Source organism: Paraburkholderia sp. HD33-4 (genome assembly GCF_021390635.1).
In the GTDB taxonomy this organism is placed as follows: domain Bacteria; phylum Pseudomonadota; class Gammaproteobacteria; order Burkholderiales; family Burkholderiaceae; genus Paraburkholderia.
Genome location: NZ_JAJEJS010000003.1, coordinates 570,091 through 585,992 on the forward strand (window position 1 = coordinate 570,091; position 15,902 = coordinate 585,992).

Genomic DNA, 15,902 nt, shown 5'->3' on the forward strand with positions numbered 1-15,902 from the left:
GGCTTACGTTCCGCTCGAAAGTGCTGCGGGCCCGACTGGCCGCATGGAAATGGGTAGGAAGAAATGGAACGACAGATTTCAAAAGCGGTGTTTCGCACTGAGCGAACGGCGAGAGTTCGATGATCGTGCTTGATACCACGGCCTTGATCATGTGGCTGGGCGGTCACGACAAGCTGAGCGCGGCGGCTCGTGAGGCGATCGAGCGCGAAATGCAGGTGGGTGAAATCGCCATTTCGATGATCAGCGTCGTCGAGGTAGCGGAATACGTCGACGACGGCCGGCTGAAATTGTCTGTCGATACGCGGCGCTGGTTGTCGACCTTGGCGTCGATCGAGGGCATGCGGGTGGTGCCGGTCGATATGGCTATCGCGGTACAGGCCGCGGCATTGCCCACCCTACTCACGTCGCATCAACGGCTGATCGCATCCACGGCGATTGTGCTTGGCGGCATGCTGATCACGCCTGACGCGCGTTTGCGCGCGTACTCCTATGCGGGGGCAATCTGGTGAGTAACGGCGCGCGGCTGAACCACGCGCCACACCCGTTGCCGCTACTTCAACCGTCCCGCCAGAAACTGCTGCAACCGCTCACTACGCGGATTCGTCAGCACCTGCTGCGGATGCCCTTGCTCCTCGATCTTGCCCTTGTGCAGGAACACGACATGATTGGACACGTTGCGCGCAAAGCCCATTTCGTGCGTGACGACGATCATCGTGCGGCCCTCTTCAGCGAGCGCCTGCATCACGCGCAGCACTTCGCCGACGAGCTCGGGATCGAGCGCCGAAGTCGGTTCGTCGAACAGCATCACCTCGGGCTCCATCGCAAGCGCGCGGGCAATCGCGACGCGCTGCTGCTGACCGCCCGACAGATGCGACGGATATTTCTTTTCCGTATTGGCCGGCAAGCCGACCTTGGTCAGATACTTTCGAGCGCGCTCTTCGGCCTGGGCACGGCTCAATCCCAGCACGCTGATCGGCGCCTCGATGATGTTCTCGAGCACGGTCATATGCGCCCACAGATTGAAATGCTGGAATACCATCGACAGACGCGTGCGCATCGTCTGCAACTGCTTCGGATGGGTCACGCGCAGCGAGCCGTTGCGATCCTTGCTCGTGTTGATTTCCTCTCCGTTCAGCGTGATGCGCCCGGAGCACGGCGATTCGAGAAAGTTGATGCACCGCAGGAAGGTGCTTTTCCCGGAGCCGCTCGACCCGATGAGGCTAATCACGTCGCCCGCCTTCGCCTTCAGCGAGACGCCCTTCAATACCTCGTTGTCGCCGAACTTCTTGTGCAGGTCGTCGACTGTCAGCTTGTACATGCTCGTATGCTCCATCATGGCGCGAATGCGCCCGGGTTTAATGCCCTTGCGGTTTCAGATAAGCCAGCAAACGGATTTCCAGCTTGCGGAAGCCCCAGATCAGCGCGAACACGATCGACGCATACAGGATCGCCGCGATGCCATAGGCCTGGAACGTCGCGTAGGTCGCCGAGTTGACGTCGCGCGCCACCTTCAGGATGTCGGGGACGGTCGCAGTGAACGCGAGCGTGGTCGCGTGCAGCATCAGGATCACTTCATTGCTGTAGGAGGGCAGCGCGCGCCTTAGCGCCGAGGGCAGGATGATGCGCGTATACAGCTTGAATTTCGACATGCCGTACGCCTGGGCCGCCTCGATCTCACCGTGCGAGGTCTCCCGGATCGAGCCGGCGAAGATCTCGGTGGCGTACGCGCATTCGTTCAGCGCGAACGCGAGCAGCGTGCAGTTCATCGCATTGCGAAAGAAGCTGTCGAGCATCGCGTGCGAATGGACGAAATGCAGACTGTAGAGCCCCGTGTAGATCAGCAGCAATTGAACATACAACGGCGTGCCGCGGAACACGTAGGTGAAAAGCCAGACGGGTCCGGAGATGTAGCGGTTGCGCGACGCGCGCGCGATCGCGAGCGGCACGGCCAGCACGAAACCCATCACGATCGACGCAACCAGCAGCCACAGCGTGATGACGAGGCCGGTGTAGTTGAAGCCGTCCGTGAAAATGTAGTTCTGCCAGTATTGACGGATCAGTTCGATCACAGCGCGGCCCTCCGTACGCCGATCGAGTAGCGCTTCTCGAGGCGGATCAATACCAGATTCGAAATGGTGGTGATGGCGAGGTAGATGGCCCCGGTCGCCAGCGTGAAGAAAAAGAACGACTGTGTGCTCTTGCCGGCATCCTGCGATGCCTTGACCACGTCCGCGAGACCGATGATCGACACCAGCGCGGTGGCCTTCACGAGCACCTGCCAGTTATTGCCGATGCCCGGCAGCGCGAAGCGCATCATCTGCGGAAACAGGATGCGGGTGAACACGCGCCGCGCACTCATGCCGTACGCGAAGCCCGCTTCGATCTGCCCGCGCGGCACCGAGAGAAACGCGCCGCGGAAGGTTTCGGTGAAGTACGCGCCGTAGATGAAGCCCAGCGTGATCACACCGGCGAGAAACGGATCGATGTCGATCTGCTCCATGCTGAACATGTCGGTCAGATCATTGAGCCAGATCTGAATGCTGTAGAACAGCAACAGCATCAGTACGAGGTCGGGCACGGCGCGGATCAGCGTCGTGTACATCGTGCCGATGCGTGAGATCACGCGGTTGGTCGACAGCTTCGCGGCGGCGCCGAGAAGTCCCAGCGCGAACGACGCCGCGAGCGACAGCACCGCGAGCTTGATGGTTACCCACGTGCCCGCGAGGAGCAGCGGACCGAAGCCTTGAAACAGCATGGGAGTGTCCTTGTTGAAGGAGCGAACCGCGCGCCTGCGCGCGCGGGGCCTAGCGATCGGGTGGAGCGGGCTCGTGAAGCGGGCTCGTGGGACTGGTGCGGGCTTAGCCGCCGTACACGTCGAAGGTGAAGTACTTCTGCTCGATCTTCTTGTACGTGCCGTCCTTGATCATGTCGGCGATCGCCTTGTCGACCTTCGTCTTCAGATCCGCGTCTTCCTTGCGCATGCCGATGCCCGCGCCGTTGCCGAGGATCTGCGGATCGTCGATGTTCTTGCCGACGAAGTCGAAGCCGGCGCCGCGCGGCGTCTTCAGGAAGCCCTGGTCAGCCTGCACCGCGTCCTGCAGCGCCGCGTCCAGACGGCCCGACTGCAGGTCGGTATAAACGGCGTCCTGGTTCTGATACGGCACGACCTTCACGCCCTTCGCCTCCCAATAGGTCTTCGCGTAGGTTTCCTGGATCGTGCCCTGTTCGACGCCCACCGTCTTGCCCTTCAGCGATTCAGCGGTCGGCACGATGCCCGAGCCCTTCTTCGCGACGAGGCGCGTCGGCGTGTTGAACAGCTTCGACGAGAAAGCGATCTGTTCAGCACGTTTCGGCGTCATCGACATCGACGACAGCACGCCGTCGAACTTCTTTGCCTTCAGTGCCGGAATCATGCTGTCGAAGTCCTGCTCGACCCACACGCACTTCGCGTTCAGGCGGCGGCAGATTTCGGTGCCGAGGTCGACATCGAAGCCGACCAGCTTGCCATCCGTCGCTTTCGATTCGAACGGGGCGTAGCTTGCATCCACGCCGAAGCGGACCGTGGACCAATCTTTGGCGAAGGCGCCGGTGGCAGCGAGCGCGAGGGCGAGGGACAACGCAAGTTTCTTCATAAAGTCTCCGGGATGGATACTGCTGGTACGATGTTGTATAGACAAATTATCCGGTACGAGAGACGAGCGGCAATCAGGGTTAGTGCTTACGGGCACTCGGGAAGGAGGCGGGAAATAGGCGTAAAAGCCTTTGTAGGCAAGATTGGCAGGCTAGTTGAAGGGTTCGGCGGAAGTCGCAAATTTTCGCGTATACCCCCAGTCTATACCGTGGGGGTATCTTGTCCATACAACTTCGTTACGGCGACACCCGTCTGGACGTCGGGCCGTAAGCGGAACAATCCGCGTTACTGATGCGAAGGCGGCAGATAGGTCATGTGCTCTTCGTCGTACAACGCGTAGATCAGTTCGAGCATGCGCTGGATGTCGGCCGATTCATCGAGCATGCGCATGCTCATGATGATCGGCGACACGAGGTTCTGATCGTCGAGGTCTTTGTAGGCGACGTCGCCGCGCTGCAAGCCGTACACGCTCGCCGGCACGATCGAGATGCCTTCGCCCGCGCCGACGAGGCCGAGCGCGATCTGCAATTCGCGTGTTTCGTAGAGCCGGTGCGGCTTCAGGCCGCGATCGTGAAACGCGGCGAGCACCTGGTCCGCGTAACTGGGCCGCGGCGCCTTCGGAAAGATGATCAGCGTTTCGCTGGTCAGGTCGTGCAGCGACAGCACCGGTTTCGCGTCGATCAGCGGATGGCCGAGCGGCAACGCGACGATCATCCGCTCCTCGCGCAGCACAACACGCTTGATGCTCGGGTCTTCGTGACGAATGCGGCCGAAGCCGACGTCGATGCGGCCTTCCTTGAGCGCCTTGATCTGATCCATCGTCGACATCTCGTGCAGGCTCAGCTCGACGGTGCTGTTCTCGGTGCGAAAGCGCCGGATGATTTTCGGCAGCATGCCGTACAGCGTCGAGCCGACGAAGCCCACCGACAGACTGCGCTCGATCTTGCCGACGCGCCGCGTCATCGCCTCGATTTCCGTGGTCTGTGCGAGCAGTTGAACCGCATGCGAATAGAAGAAGCGGCCGGCCTCGGTGAGCTTCAGCGGCCGCGAGTCGCGCTCGAACAGCTGCACGCCGAGTATCTCCTCGAGCTGCTGGATCTGCCGGCTGAGCGGCGGCTGCGCAATGTGCAGACGTTTGGCGGCCTTGGTGACGTTGCATTCCTCGGCGACGGCCACGAAGTAGCGCAGATGGCGCAGTTCCATAGAAATACCTTTTAAGTATCGTCGCGATACTAAATCAGTGTTGGACGATGCGAACGGCGTAGAACTATCCTTCAGTTACCGTAGACGCCCCGCAAAATTATACCTCCCGAGCATTGACGGCTCGGCCCGGTCTGAAGCGTCGGTCGGCCCCCGGAGACGGCGCAGGCAATTCCTCGCGCATGGGATCCAAGACCTAGAAAGAGTTCAGGAGCAGCAATGAGACATGCTGAAATCGCAACCCCGATGAATGGGTTGTCCACCAATGCCCTGCCACCCGCGGCCGATGCGCGCGTGGAATCCCTCGGGCACCAGGTCCTGCATTCCATGCCGAAGGTCGAGCGCTTGCGCGCCCCGGCCTGACGCCATACCGGAGGCGCACCGCCTCCACTCCCCGACGTAAAAGACCAATCGGCCCGCCGGCCTCCCGGCAGGCAGGCCGCTCCCTACACGCGTGCATCGCACGCATACCGACAGTCCGAATCAGGAGACACGCATGATTCCGATCTACCCGGATCACACTCCGCAACTGAAGAACATCGACGACTTCCTCGTGGAAGACCGTGAGAGCGGCGATTACCGCCTGCATCGCAGCGCGTTCACCGACGAGCGGCTGTTCGAACTCGAAATGCAGCACATTTTCGAGGGCAACTGGATTTACCTGGCCCACGAAAGCCAGATTCCGAACAACAACGATTACTTCACGACCTACATGGGCCGTCAGCCGGTCGTGATCGCGCGCAATCGTCAGGGCGAGCTGAACGCGTTCATCAACTCGTGCACGCACCGCGGCGCGATGCTGTGCCGTCACAAGCGCGGCAACAAGGCGACCTATACGTGCCCGTTCCACGGCTGGACCTTCAACAACAGCGGCAAGCTGCTGAAGGTCAAGGATCCCGCGGACGCGGGCTACCCCGACTGCTTCAACAAGGAAGGCTCGCATGACCTGAAGAAGCTCGCGCGCTTCGGCAACTATCGCGGCTTCCTGTTCGGCAGCCTGAGCGACGACGTGCCGCCGCTCGAGACGTTCCTCGGCGAGGCCGCACGCATCATCGACATGATCGTCGACCAGTCGGAAGACGGCCTTGAAGTGCTGCGCGGCTCGTCGACCTATACGTACGAAGGCAACTGGAAGCTGACCGCCGAAAACGGCGCGGACGGTTATCACGTGTCGGCGGTGCACTGGAACTACGCGGCGACGACCAACCATCGCAAGGAAGAGAACGCGCGCGAAGACAAGATCCGCGCAATGGATGCCGGCAGCTGGGGCCGTCAGGGCGGCGGCTTCTACGCGTTCGATCACGGCCACATGCTGCTGTGGACGCGCTGGGCCAATCCCGAAGATCGTCCGAACTTCAGTCGCCGTGACGAATTCGCCGCGCGCTGCGGCACTGAGCGCGCGGACTGGATGATCCAGAACTCGCGCAACCTGTGCCTCTATCCGAACGTGTATCTGATGGACCAGTTCGGCTCGCAGATTCGCGTGCTGCGCCCGCTGTCGGTCAACAAGACCGAGGTGACGATCTACTGCATCGCGCCGAAGGGCGAATCCGACGAAGCGCGCTCGCGCCGCATCCGTCAGTACGAGGACTTCTTCAACGTGAGCGGCATGGCCACCCCCGACGACCTCGAGGAATTCCGCGCCTGCCAGCTGGGCTACGCGGGCCGCGCGGTCGAATGGAACGACATGTGCCGCGGTTCGAAGCACTGGATCGACGGCGCCGACGAAGCCGCGCAAAAGATCGGCCTCAACCCGGTGATGAGCGGCGTGAAGACCGAGGACGAAGGCTTGTACACGGTGCAGCACCGCTACTGGATCGACACGATGAAAAAGGCGCTGAGCGCGCCGGGGAGCCGCGCATGAGCAACATCGCCATCACCGATATTCAGGCTTTCCTATTCCGCGAAAGCCGCCTGCTGGATGACGAGCAGTGGGACGAGTGGCTCACCTGCTATCACCCGGACGCGTCGTTCTGGATGCCGTCGTGGGACGACGAGGACAAGCTCGTCACCGATCCGCAGCGCGAGATTTCGCTGATCTACTACCCGAACCGCCAGGGCCTCGAAGACCGCGTGTTCCGCATCAAGACCGAGCGTTCGAGCGCGACGATGCCCGACACCCGCACGAGCCACAACGTGGCCAACGTCGAGGTGGAGAGCGCGGAGAACGGCGTGTACACGGTGCGCTTCAACTGGCACACGCTGAGCCATCGCTACAAGACGAACTACAGCTACTTCGGCATGTCGCGTTACGTGATCGACTTCAACGGCGAAGAGCCGCAAATCCTGAGCAAGTACGTCGTGCTGAAGAACGACTACATCAATCAGGTCATCGATATCTACCACATCTAATTGGTGCGGTCGCAGGAGACAGGTCATGGAACACACCATTGCACTTCAGTTCGAAGACGGCGTCACACGCTTCATCAGCTGCCGTGAGCACGAAACGCTGTCGGATGCCGCGTACCGGCAGAAGATCAACATTCCGCTTGATTGCCGCGAAGGCGCGTGCGGTACCTGTCGCGGGCTGTGCGAATCGGGCGCGTACGACATGCCCGAGTCGAGCTACGTCGAAGACGCGCTGACTCCCGAGGAAGCGGGCAAGGGCTATATCCTCGCGTGTCAGACGCGGCCGCGCTCGGATCTGGTGATTCGCGTGCAGGCGTCGTCGGCGGCGTGCAAGACCGGCGTGTCGCGTTTCGAAGGCACGCTCGCGGCGGTCGACCGGCTGTCCGATTCGACGATCCATTTCTCGATCGATATCGACGACGCGAGCGCGCCGAGCTTTCTCGCGGGTCAATACGTGAACGTCGACATTCCGGGCGCGAGCGGCGAGAGCCGGTCGTACTCGTTCAGCTCGGCGCCGGGCGCGACGCGCGCGGCGTTCGTCGTGCGCAACGTGCCGGACGGCAAGATGAGCGGCTTTCTGAGCAACGATGCTCAGCCGGGTCAGCGGATCGGCTTCACGGGTCCGTACGGCAGCTTCTATCTGCGCGATCCGCAGCGTCCGGTGCTGTTCCTCGCGGGCGGCACCGGCATCGCACCGTTCCTGTCGATGCTCGACGTGCTGAAGGCGAGCGGCAACACGCAGCCGGTGCGGCTCGTGTACGGCGTGACCAACGACATCGATCTGGTCGCGCTCGAACAGATCGACGAAGCGCAGCGCACGCTGCCGAATTTCAGCTATCGCACCTGTGTGGTCGATTCCGCGAGCGGCCACGAGCGCAAGGGCTATGTGACCGCGCACGTCGACAGCGACTGGCTGAACGACGGCGACGTCGATGTCTACCTGTGCGGCCCGGTGGCGATGGTCGACGCGGTGCAGGGCTGGCTGCGCGACAGCAGCGTCGAGCCCGCGAACTTCTACTACGAAAAATTCTCGGCGAGCAACTAGCATGACTTCGACCTTTACCGATCGCTTCAAGGGCAAGGTGCTCGTCGTGACCGGCGCGGGCCAGGGCATCGGCCGCGGCGTCGCATTGCGCGCGGCGCGCGAGGGCGCGGCTGTCGTGCTGGTCGACCGCTCGCCGATCGTGCACGAAGTGGCCGAAGAGATTGCGCGCGCCGGCGGCGACGCGCGCGCGTTCATCGCCGACCTCGAAACCTATGCGGGCGCGGCCGCGATGACGGCCTTCGCGATCGACGCGTTCGGCCGCATCGACGCGCTCGTCAACAACGTCGGCGGCACGATCTGGGCGAAGCCGTACGAGGAATATGAGGCCGGGCAGATCGAGGCCGAGGTGCGGCGTTCGCTGTTCCCGACACTGTGGTGCTGCCACGCGGTGTTGCCCGGCATGCTGCAGCGTGCGAGCGGCGCGATCGTCAACGTGTCGTCGATTGCGACGCGCAGCATTTATCGCGTGCCGTACGCGGCGTCGAAGGGCGGCGTCAACGCGCTGACCGCGAGCCTCGCGTTCGAGCATGCGGAGCACGGCATCCGCATCAACGCGGTCGCGACGGGCGGCACCGAAGCGCCGCCGCGCCGCGTGCCGCGCAATACCGCAGCGCAAAGCGAGCAGGAAGCGAGGTGGTACCAGGGCATCGTCGATCAGACGATCGCGTCGAGCCTGATGCATCGCTACGGCACGATCGACGAACAGGTCGGCGCGATCCTGTTCCTCGCTTCCGACGAAGCGTCGTACATCACCGGCACCGTGCTGCCGGTCGGCGGCGGCGATCAGGGCTAGCGAGCGGCGGGCGCCGAACGATGCCGATAGGCCGCGCGGCGAATGTCCTTCATACTATCGGCCCGGAATGACTCCGCTGCCTGACGGTGGCCCGCGGCGCGGGCCACCTCGACCCACATCGACGATGAATCCCACCCCTAGCCAGGCGCCGACCACCCGCGCCATTGCGGCCGACTGGTCCGTGTCCGCCATCGTAGCCGGCTTTCTGGCCGTGCTGATTTCGTACGCGGGCCCGCTCGTGATCTTTTTCCAGGCGGCGCAAGCGGCCCACATGCCCAACGAGATGGTCGCGTCGTGGGTGTGGGGCATCTCGATCGGCGCGGCCGTCTCCGGCATCTTCGCGAGCTGGAAGCTGAAGGTGCCGGTCGTCACCGCCTGGTCCGCGCCCGGTACCGCGCTGCTGGTCGGACTGTTTCCCGCGCTGACGCTGCATCAGGCGGTGGGCGCGTACCTCACCGCGGCCGTGATCATTCTGCTGATCGGCGTATCGGGCTATTTCGACCGCATGGTGCGCAGCATTCCGAAGGGCATCGCCTGCGGGATGATGGCCGGCATCCTGCTGCAGTTCGGCACGCATGCGTTCAAGGCGGCGGCGTCGATGCCGGCGTTGGCGTTCGGCATGATCGGCGCGTACATCGTGTTCAGGCGTTTGCTGCCGCGCTATTGCATCGTGCTGGTGCTGCTGACGGGCGCGGTGCTCGCCATCGCGCTCGGCGCCGCGCATCTGGGCGCGCTGCCGCTGCAAGTGACGCGGCCGATCTTCATCGAACCCGAATGGACGCTGAGTTCGACGCTGAGCCTCGCGTTGCCGCTCGTCGTCGTCAGTCTGACCGGGCAGTTCCTGCCGGGCATGGCGATTCTGCGCGTGTCCGGCTATCACACGCCGGCCCGTCCGATCATCACCGCGACGAGCATCGCGTCGATCGGCGTGGCGTTTTTCGGCGGCATCACGATCGTGATCGCGGCGATCACGGCGGCGCTGTGCACCGGCAAGGATGCGCACGACGACCCGGACAAGCGCTATATCGCGGGCATTGCGAACGGCGTGTTCTATCTGATCGGCGGCACGTTCGCCGGGGCGATCGTCGCGCTGTTCACGATGCTGCCGAAGGAATTCGTCGCGATTCTGGCGGGCCTCGCGTTGATCGGCGCAATTACCTCGAACGTGATGGGCGCGATCCAGGACGAAGACCATCGCGAGGCCTCGGTCATCACGTTTCTGGCGACCGCATCCGGTATGACCTTCCTCGGGCTCGGCTCGGCGTTCTGGGGCATCGTGATCGGCTCGTTCGCGTACCTGGTGCTGAACAAGGTACTGCGCGAGACGCCTGCGAACCGATAACGAATCGGTCACTCAAGGCCGCGCGCCGAGCGCCTGATACAGCGCGGCGGTATCGGCATAACGCTGCGCCGCGGCTTTGGTGCGATCGAGTCCGGTCTGCAATTCCTGACGCTGCGTATCGAGTAGCGACAATTGACTGATGCCGCCTGCCGCGTAGCGCTGGCTCGCGATGCCGGCGCTATGTTGCGCGCTGCGCTGAGCGGCGTCGAGCGCCTGCAACGCGACGGCGTCCTGATCGAGCGCGCGCAGCGCGTCGGCGACCTGTTGCAGTCCCTGCAGCACGGTTTGCCTGTACACCGCGAGCGCGGCCTGGTAGGCCGCCTCGGACGAACGCTTGCGCGCCAGCAGCTCACCGCCATGAAACAGCGGCTGCGTGAGACCCGCACCGAAACTCCACACGTTGAAGCCCGTCGGCAGGTCGGACAGATTGATCCGTTCGGTCGCGGCGCTGCCCGACAGCGTGATGCGCGGATACAGATTCGCGGTCGCGACGCCGATGTTCGCGCTCGCCTGATGCAACAGCGCTTCGGACGCGCGAATGTCAGGCCGCTGCTGCGCGAGCGTCGACGGCAAGGTCAGCGGCAGGTCGGGGGGTAGCACGAGCGTATCGAGGTCGAGCGCGGCGAGCTCGGGCAAGGCGCCCGATTCCGCCGGTGCGCGACCCAGATAGATCGCGAGTAGATGATCGGTCTGCGCGAGCTGCGTACGCAGCGGCGGCAACGTCGCGCGGGTTTGCTGCACGAGCGTGCGCTGGCTCAGCAGATCGACCTCGGAGATGCCGCCCGCGTGATAGCGCTGTTCGGCGATATCGAGTTGCTGCATCTGGTTCGCGAGCAGCGCTTCGGTGAGCGCGATCTGCCGCGCGAGCGACGCGCGCCGGATCGCCGCCGTCACGACGTTGCCCGCGACCGTCAAACGCGCGGCTTCGAGTTCGTATTGCTGATAGTCGACCTGCGCGGCCACCGCTTCGAGCGCGCGGCGATTCGCGCCGAACAGATCGAGCGTGTACGACACCGCGACCTGGGCGCTGTACAGCGTAAATGGCGCAAACGAGCGACCCTGCGCCAGTTGCCCGAAGCCGAGCGCTTCGGGATCGATTTGCGCGCGCGTGGCCGACAGGTTCGCATCGACCTGCGGCCACAGCGTGCCGCCCGCCTGCGCGCGATAGTCCTGTTGCGCCTGATCGAGTTTCGCGCGGGCTTGCGCGAGGCTCGGGCTGTCGTCGAGCGCCTGTAGCACCAGCGCGTTCAGCACCGGCGAGCCGAACGCGCGCCACCAGCCGTCGCCGGGTACGTCGGTCGGCGCGAAGTGTTGCGCGGCGCCGCCGGGACCATCGGCTGCGACGGTGCTTGCCGCCAGCGGCGCGGCGGTATAGCTCGACACGCTGGTCACGTCGGGGCGGTGGAAATCCGGGCCGACCGTGCACGCGCACAATGCCGCGCTTGCGCAGAATGCTGCGAGCCGACGCGTGGCGGATCGCTCGGACCAGCAAGCCGCAGGATGAAAAACCACGTCACGAATGCGAGGAGCGGAACACATTGCAGGCCTTCCTCAATCGAGCGTGCGTCGATAGAACTTCACGGCGACACCCATCACGACCAACAGAAAGATCAGCAGCGGCCACACATGCGGCCACATATCGGTCCAACCGACCCCCTTGAGCAGAATGCCGCGCACGAGCCGGTTGAAGTAGGTGAGCGGCAACAGGTTGCCGATGTACTGCGCCCACTTCGGCATGCCCGCGAACGGGAACATGAAACCCGACAGCAGGATGTTGGGCAGAAAATAGAACATTGTCAGCTGCATGGCCTGCAACTGGTTCTGCGCGAGCGACGACAGCGTAATGCCGATCGTCAGATTGGCCGCGACGAACAGCAGCGCGGACAGATACAGCGCGATCAGACTGCCTTCGAACGGCACATTGAACACGAAGCGCGCCGCCGCGAGAATGATGCTGACCTGCACCAGGCCGATCGCCACATAAGGCACGATCTTGCCGGTCATCACTTCGAGCGGCAGCACCGGTGTGGCGAGCAGATTTTCCATCGTGCCGCGCTCGCGTTCGCGCGTGATCGCGAGGCCGGTCATCATCACCATCGTCATCGTCAGGATCACGCCCATCAGGCCCGGCACCACGTTGTACTGGGTGATGCTTTCGGGGTTGTAGAGCCGGTGTAATTGAACATCGAAAGCCGTGGGACCGACCGCGAGCGAGGACAGCGCACCCGTGAGGTCCTTCTGCAACACCGACTGCGTGATCGACGGCAGCGCGCCGAGCGCGGTGCCCACCGCCATGGGGTCCGTCGCGTCGGCTTCGACGAGCAGCGATGGCCGCGCGCCCTTGGCCAGCTCGCGCGTGAAGCCGACGGGAATGTTCAGCACGAACAGCACTTTGCCCTGCGCGAGCGCGCGGCGGCCGGACTCTTCATCGGGCAGCGTCGACACGATGTCGAAGTAGTCGGAGTTGCGCATCGCCATCACGAAGCTGCGGGTGAACTCGCTGTGATCGGCGGCGATGACGGCGGTCGGCAGATGTTTCGGGTCGGTATTGATCGCGAAGCCGAACAGCGCCATCTGCATGATCGGCAGCACGATCATCATCGCGAACGTGATGCGGTCGCGCTTCAGTTGCAAAAACTCCTTGCGCACGATGCTCCACCAACGCATCAGCGAAAAGCGCGGAAGGCGGCGCGCGGAATTCATGATGCCTGCTTCGCCGAAGCAGCTGCGTAATTGTCGGTCGAGCGGTTCATCATGAAGATGAACACGTCCTCGAGGCCGGTTTCCTGTGGTTCGATCCGCAGCGTTGGATCCGAATGACCGAGTTGGTCGATCGTAGCGTGGAGTTCGGGCGTGTCCGGACCGCTGACATGCAGCGACGAACCGAACGCCACCGTCTGCTCGACACCGGGCGAGCGGCGCAGCCGGTCGCCGAGCTCAACGAGATTCTGGCCGTACACGGCCCACGTCACGAGCCCTTGAGAGTCGATCACCTGTTTCGACGTGCCCTGCGCGAGCAGCTTGCCGTAGGCGATATAGGCGAGCTTGTGGCAGCGTTCCGCTTCGTCCATATAGTGCGTGCTGACGAGCACCGAGATGCCGCGCGCCGCGAGGCGGTGCAACTCTTCCCAGAAGTCGCGGCGCGCGCTCGGGTCGACACCCGCGGTTGGTTCGTCGAGCAGCAGCAGTTCCGGCTCATGCAGCATGCACGCGGCCAACGCCAGACGCTGCTTCCATCCGCCCGACAACGCGCCGGCCAGTTGCTTCGCACGGCTTTGCAGGCCAAGTTGTTCGAGCGCGCGGTCGACCGCCTCGCGGCGGTTCTTCATCTCGTAGATGCGCGCGACGAAGTCGAGGTTTTCGCGGATCGTCAGATCTTCCCAGTAAGAGAAGCGCTGCGTCATATAGCCGGTGCGCCGCTTGATCTGCGCGCTGTCCTGCACGATGTCGTAGCCCAGACACGTGCCGCTGCCGGAGTCCGGCGTCAGCAGTCCGCACATCATGCGGATGCAGGTGGTCTTGCCGCTGCCGTTCGGACCGAGGAAGCCGAAAATCTCACCGCGCCGCACCTGCATCGTGACGTCGTTGACCACGTGCTTGGTGCCGAAGTGCTTGTTCAGCCCGTGCACGTCGATCGCGTACACGGGGTCGCTGGCGTTGCCGGCGGGCGCGGGCGCATTCATTGCAGCGTTACCGTGACGGGTTGGCCGGGCCGCAGCTTGGGCGCATCGGCGATCTGGGGTCTGGCTTCGACCATGAACACGAGCTTCGCGCGACTTTCGTTGCTGAAGATCACTGGCGGCGTGTACTCCGCCTGGTCCGAAATGAAGCTGAGCACGGCCGGCACATCGGCGGCGCAACCGTCGCAATGAATCGAGACGCGACGGCCCGGCGCGAGCGAACCAACCACCCCCTGGGGCACGAAGAAGCGCACCTTGACGTTCTCCGGCGGCAGCATGCGCACGACGGGGCTGCCGGCCGGCACCCATTCGCCGCTGCGATACATCGTGTCGAACACTAGGCCCGCGTGCGGCGCGTGCACGCTTTTCTGATCGAGCTTCCATTGGGCCTGGCCGAGTTGGGCCTGCGCCGCGTCGACCTGCGCCTGTTGCGCGCGAATCTGTTCGATCCGCCCTGGCAGACGCGAGACGGCGAGCTGGCTTTGCAGCTCGCGCACGTGTGCGGCGCTCGACAGCGCGTTCGCGCGCGAGTCGTCGAGCTGGCTTTGCGCGATACCGCCTGCGCCGAATTGCTGTTGATCGCGGCGGAACTGGGTCGCGGCGCGCGCCGCATCGGCTTCGGCCTGCACGAGTTGTGCGCGCGTCACGTCGACTTCCGGCGGACGCTTGCCGGTTCCAAGGTCGGCAAGCTGCGCGCGGGCCGAGCGCAGTTGCTGGTTGGCCTGCGCGACGGCCTCGGTTTCGTTCTGCGCTTCGAGCGCAAAGAGCGGTGTGTTCTGCGCGACGGTCTGCCCGCGCGAGACCGCGAGTTCGGTCAGCTGTCCCGCCTGCGACGACGCGAGGTACAGGAACTCGCCTTCCACATAGCCTTGCCACGTATTTGCCGGTTGTTGCGAACAGCTCGCGCACACCGCGATGCACAGTGCGAGCAACGGGGCACGAATGGATGAGCGGGCGGACGCAATCATGACGGCTTCCCTTTCGCGCGACGTGCGGTGGTTGTGGCCGTGGCTTTCACCTTCGCGTTGGCCTTGACCGCGTCGGATGCGCTCATGCCTTGCGTGAGCAGCGCGACGACGTGGCGTTCGAGCGTCGCGCGATCGAACGAGGTGCGCGGATTCAGGCGCTGCCAGATCCTGGCGGTTGCCTGCGGCAGCATCACGAGGGCCAGCACCGAGTTGAACAGCAGCAACGGTTCCAGCTCCGCGTTCAACTGACCCGATGCGCAGCCGCGCGCGATGTTCTCACCAAACGCGGCGAGTTTCTGGAGGGGGATGTGCGCAAACGCGCGCTCGCGCAGCAGGCCGCCTTCGTTGACGATCTCGCGCAGCCATAGCGAAGGCAGCCAGGGCATCCTTTCGGTGACGTCGAACATGCGTTTGACGATGCCTTGCGTCAGCGCAAGCGGCTCGTCGTGTTCGGGATCGACCGGATCCCAGATCGCCCCGAAGGCGGCGACGAGCCTTTCCTCGAACAAGGCGTCGAGCAGTTTTTCGCGAGTCTGGAACCAGTAGTGCACCATCGCGGACGTGACGCCGCTCGCCGCCGCGATCTGCGCAACCGTCGTATTGGCGATGCCGCGCTCGGCGAACAGCGTCACCGCGACATCGAGCAGATGTTCGCGTGCGTCGAAGTTCTGCGGATGAGGACGGCGACCCATTCGGGAGCGGGCGGCTTGAGGCATGGCCACGACACTAATTGACGAGTTAGTTAGTTTTAACTGATTGATACTAGGACATTTTCTGGTGTGGCGAAGGAGGGGAAACCCTGGCGGCGGGCGGGCCCCGTTCAGTCGTTGATCCGCGTCAGGAAACCGCGCGACGACGCAGCATGGGTACCGTCGATACGCATGTTCGCCGGAA

The 15,902-nt window shown here is 63.7% G+C and carries 17 protein-coding genes; 7 read left to right on the plus strand and 10 right to left on the minus strand.

The features are described 5' to 3' along the window. Positions 1 to 119: 119 nt before the first annotated feature. A complete protein-coding gene (locus tag L0U84_RS37130) occupies positions 120 to 509 on the plus strand; it encodes a type II toxin-antitoxin system VapC family toxin (protein ID WP_233858028.1) in 390 nt (129 codons plus the stop codon). A gap of 41 nt (positions 510 to 550) precedes the next feature. On the opposite strand, the gene L0U84_RS37135 is transcribed toward L0U84_RS37130, so the two are convergent. The 5 genes from L0U84_RS37135 to L0U84_RS37155 all read right to left on the minus strand — a co-directional run bounded on the left by L0U84_RS37135 (position 551) and on the right by L0U84_RS37155 (position 4,834). Next, positions 551 to 1,318 (minus strand): ABC transporter ATP-binding protein, encoded by a 768-nt coding sequence (locus L0U84_RS37135; protein WP_233858030.1) that lies wholly within the window; start codon positions 1,316 to 1,318, stop codon positions 551 to 553. A gap of 37 nt (positions 1,319 to 1,355) precedes the next feature. Further along, positions 1,356 to 2,069 (minus strand): ABC transporter permease, encoded by a 714-nt coding sequence (locus tag L0U84_RS37140; protein ID WP_233858032.1) that lies wholly within the window; start codon positions 2,067 to 2,069, stop codon positions 1,356 to 1,358. Continuing rightward, positions 2,066 to 2,755 (minus strand): ABC transporter permease, encoded by a 690-nt coding sequence (locus L0U84_RS37145; RefSeq protein ID WP_129963139.1) that lies wholly within the window; start codon positions 2,753 to 2,755, stop codon positions 2,066 to 2,068. Before L0U84_RS37145 ends, L0U84_RS37140 begins: the two co-directional genes overlap by 4 nt. Before the next feature lie 103 nt (positions 2,756 to 2,858). Beyond that, positions 2,859 to 3,632, minus strand: coding sequence for an ABC transporter substrate-binding protein (locus L0U84_RS37150; RefSeq protein ID WP_233858034.1), 774 nt, complete (start codon positions 3,630 to 3,632; stop codon positions 2,859 to 2,861). A 284-nt stretch (positions 3,633 to 3,916) separates the two neighbouring features. Next, the gene (locus L0U84_RS37155; RefSeq protein ID WP_233858036.1) at positions 3,917 to 4,834 is read right to left on the minus strand and encodes a LysR family transcriptional regulator; all 918 of its coding nucleotides are present in this window, start codon (positions 4,832 to 4,834) and stop codon (positions 3,917 to 3,919) included. 216 nt (positions 4,835 to 5,050) lie between these two features. On the opposite strand from L0U84_RS37155, the gene L0U84_RS37160 reads away from it, so the two are divergent. From L0U84_RS37160 to L0U84_RS37185, 6 genes are all read left to right on the plus strand, one after another. After that, positions 5,051 to 5,194: a hypothetical protein gene (locus tag L0U84_RS37160; protein WP_233858038.1), complete on the plus strand. Its 144-nt coding sequence runs from the start codon at positions 5,051 to 5,053 to the stop codon at positions 5,192 to 5,194. Between the two features lie 133 nt (positions 5,195 to 5,327). Then, the gene (gene benA / locus L0U84_RS37165; RefSeq protein WP_233858040.1) at positions 5,328 to 6,695 is read left to right on the plus strand and encodes a benzoate 1,2-dioxygenase large subunit; all 1,368 of its coding nucleotides are present in this window, start codon (positions 5,328 to 5,330) and stop codon (positions 6,693 to 6,695) included. Next, positions 6,692 to 7,183 carry a benzoate 1,2-dioxygenase small subunit gene (benB, locus tag L0U84_RS37170; RefSeq protein ID WP_233858042.1) on the plus strand — a complete coding sequence of 164 codons (492 nt, stop codon included), beginning with the start codon at positions 6,692 to 6,694 and terminating at the stop codon, positions 7,181 to 7,183. The genes benA and benB overlap by 4 nt, the downstream gene beginning before the upstream one ends. 25 nt (positions 7,184 to 7,208) lie before the next feature. After that, positions 7,209 to 8,225, plus strand: coding sequence for a benzoate 1,2-dioxygenase electron transfer component BenC (benC, locus tag L0U84_RS37175; RefSeq protein WP_233858044.1), 1,017 nt, complete (start codon positions 7,209 to 7,211; stop codon positions 8,223 to 8,225). A 1-nt stretch (position 8,226) separates the two neighbouring features. Next, a complete protein-coding gene (locus L0U84_RS37180) occupies positions 8,227 to 9,018 on the plus strand; it encodes a 1,6-dihydroxycyclohexa-2,4-diene-1-carboxylate dehydrogenase (protein WP_233858046.1) in 792 nt (263 codons plus the stop codon). A 124-nt stretch (positions 9,019 to 9,142) separates the two neighbouring features. Further along, complete coding sequence (locus L0U84_RS37185; RefSeq protein WP_233858048.1) at positions 9,143 to 10,360, plus strand: benzoate/H(+) symporter BenE family transporter; 1,218 nt, start codon at positions 9,143 to 9,145, stop codon at positions 10,358 to 10,360. Positions 10,361 to 10,372: 12 nt separating this feature from the next. Here the strand turns inward: L0U84_RS37185 and L0U84_RS37190 are convergent, their stop codons facing one another. From L0U84_RS37190 to L0U84_RS37210, 5 genes are read right to left on the minus strand one after another with little or no spacing between them, the layout of a single operon-like run. Next, complete coding sequence (locus tag L0U84_RS37190; RefSeq protein ID WP_233858050.1) at positions 10,373 to 11,899, minus strand: efflux transporter outer membrane subunit; 1,527 nt, start codon at positions 11,897 to 11,899, stop codon at positions 10,373 to 10,375. A gap of 12 nt (positions 11,900 to 11,911) precedes the next feature. After that, positions 11,912 to 13,063: an ABC transporter permease gene (locus L0U84_RS37195; RefSeq protein WP_326491234.1), complete on the minus strand. Its 1,152-nt coding sequence runs from the start codon at positions 13,061 to 13,063 to the stop codon at positions 11,912 to 11,914. Then, positions 13,060 to 14,043 (minus strand): ABC transporter ATP-binding protein, encoded by a 984-nt coding sequence (locus tag L0U84_RS37200; protein ID WP_233858052.1) that lies wholly within the window; start codon positions 14,041 to 14,043, stop codon positions 13,060 to 13,062. Before L0U84_RS37200 ends, L0U84_RS37195 begins: the two co-directional genes overlap by 4 nt. Beyond that, complete coding sequence (locus L0U84_RS37205; protein ID WP_233858061.1) at positions 14,040 to 15,008, minus strand: HlyD family secretion protein; 969 nt, start codon at positions 15,006 to 15,008, stop codon at positions 14,040 to 14,042. Before L0U84_RS37205 ends, L0U84_RS37200 begins: the two co-directional genes overlap by 4 nt. Then, positions 15,005 to 15,700, minus strand: coding sequence for a TetR/AcrR family transcriptional regulator (locus L0U84_RS37210; protein WP_233858063.1), 696 nt, complete (start codon positions 15,698 to 15,700; stop codon positions 15,005 to 15,007). Before L0U84_RS37210 ends, L0U84_RS37205 begins: the two co-directional genes overlap by 4 nt. Positions 15,701 to 15,902: the final 202 nt, after the last annotated feature.

Bases quoted from the DNA above. Each gene is read 5' to 3' on its own strand.
- L0U84_RS37130 (WP_233858028.1), top strand. From the start codon at position 120: ATGATCGTGCTTGATACCACGGCCTTGATCATGTGGCTGGGCGGTCAC.
- L0U84_RS37135 (WP_233858030.1), bottom strand. From the start codon at position 1,318: ATGTACAAGCTGACAGTCGACGACCTGCACAAGAAGTTCGGCGACAAC.
- L0U84_RS37145 (WP_129963139.1), bottom strand. From the start codon at position 2,755: ATGCTGTTTCAAGGCTTCGGTCCGCTGCTCCTCGCGGGCACGTGGGTA.
- L0U84_RS37150 (WP_233858034.1), bottom strand. From the start codon at position 3,632: ATGAAGAAACTTGCGTTGTCCCTCGCCCTCGCGCTCGCTGCCACCGGC.
- L0U84_RS37155 (WP_233858036.1), bottom strand. From the start codon at position 4,834: ATGGAACTGCGCCATCTGCGCTACTTCGTGGCCGTCGCCGAGGAATGC.
- L0U84_RS37160 (WP_233858038.1), top strand. From the start codon at position 5,051: ATGAGACATGCTGAAATCGCAACCCCGATGAATGGGTTGTCCACCAAT.
- benA (WP_233858040.1), top strand. From the start codon at position 5,328: ATGATTCCGATCTACCCGGATCACACTCCGCAACTGAAGAACATCGAC.
- benB (WP_233858042.1), top strand. From the start codon at position 6,692: ATGAGCAACATCGCCATCACCGATATTCAGGCTTTCCTATTCCGCGAA.
- benC (WP_233858044.1), top strand. From the start codon at position 7,209: ATGGAACACACCATTGCACTTCAGTTCGAAGACGGCGTCACACGCTTC.
- L0U84_RS37180 (WP_233858046.1), top strand. From the start codon at position 8,227: ATGACTTCGACCTTTACCGATCGCTTCAAGGGCAAGGTGCTCGTCGTG.
- L0U84_RS37185 (WP_233858048.1), top strand. From the start codon at position 9,143: ATGAATCCCACCCCTAGCCAGGCGCCGACCACCCGCGCCATTGCGGCC.
- L0U84_RS37190 (WP_233858050.1), bottom strand. From the start codon at position 11,899: ATGTGTTCCGCTCCTCGCATTCGTGACGTGGTTTTTCATCCTGCGGCT.
- L0U84_RS37195 (WP_326491234.1), bottom strand. From the start codon at position 13,063: ATGAATTCCGCGCGCCGCCTTCCGCGCTTTTCGCTGATGCGTTGGTGG.
- L0U84_RS37200 (WP_233858052.1), bottom strand. From the start codon at position 14,043: ATGAATGCGCCCGCGCCCGCCGGCAACGCCAGCGACCCCGTGTACGCG.
- L0U84_RS37205 (WP_233858061.1), bottom strand. From the start codon at position 15,008: ATGATTGCGTCCGCCCGCTCATCCATTCGTGCCCCGTTGCTCGCACTG.
- L0U84_RS37210 (WP_233858063.1), bottom strand. From the start codon at position 15,700: ATGGGTCGCCGTCCTCATCCGCAGAACTTCGACGCACGCGAACATCTG.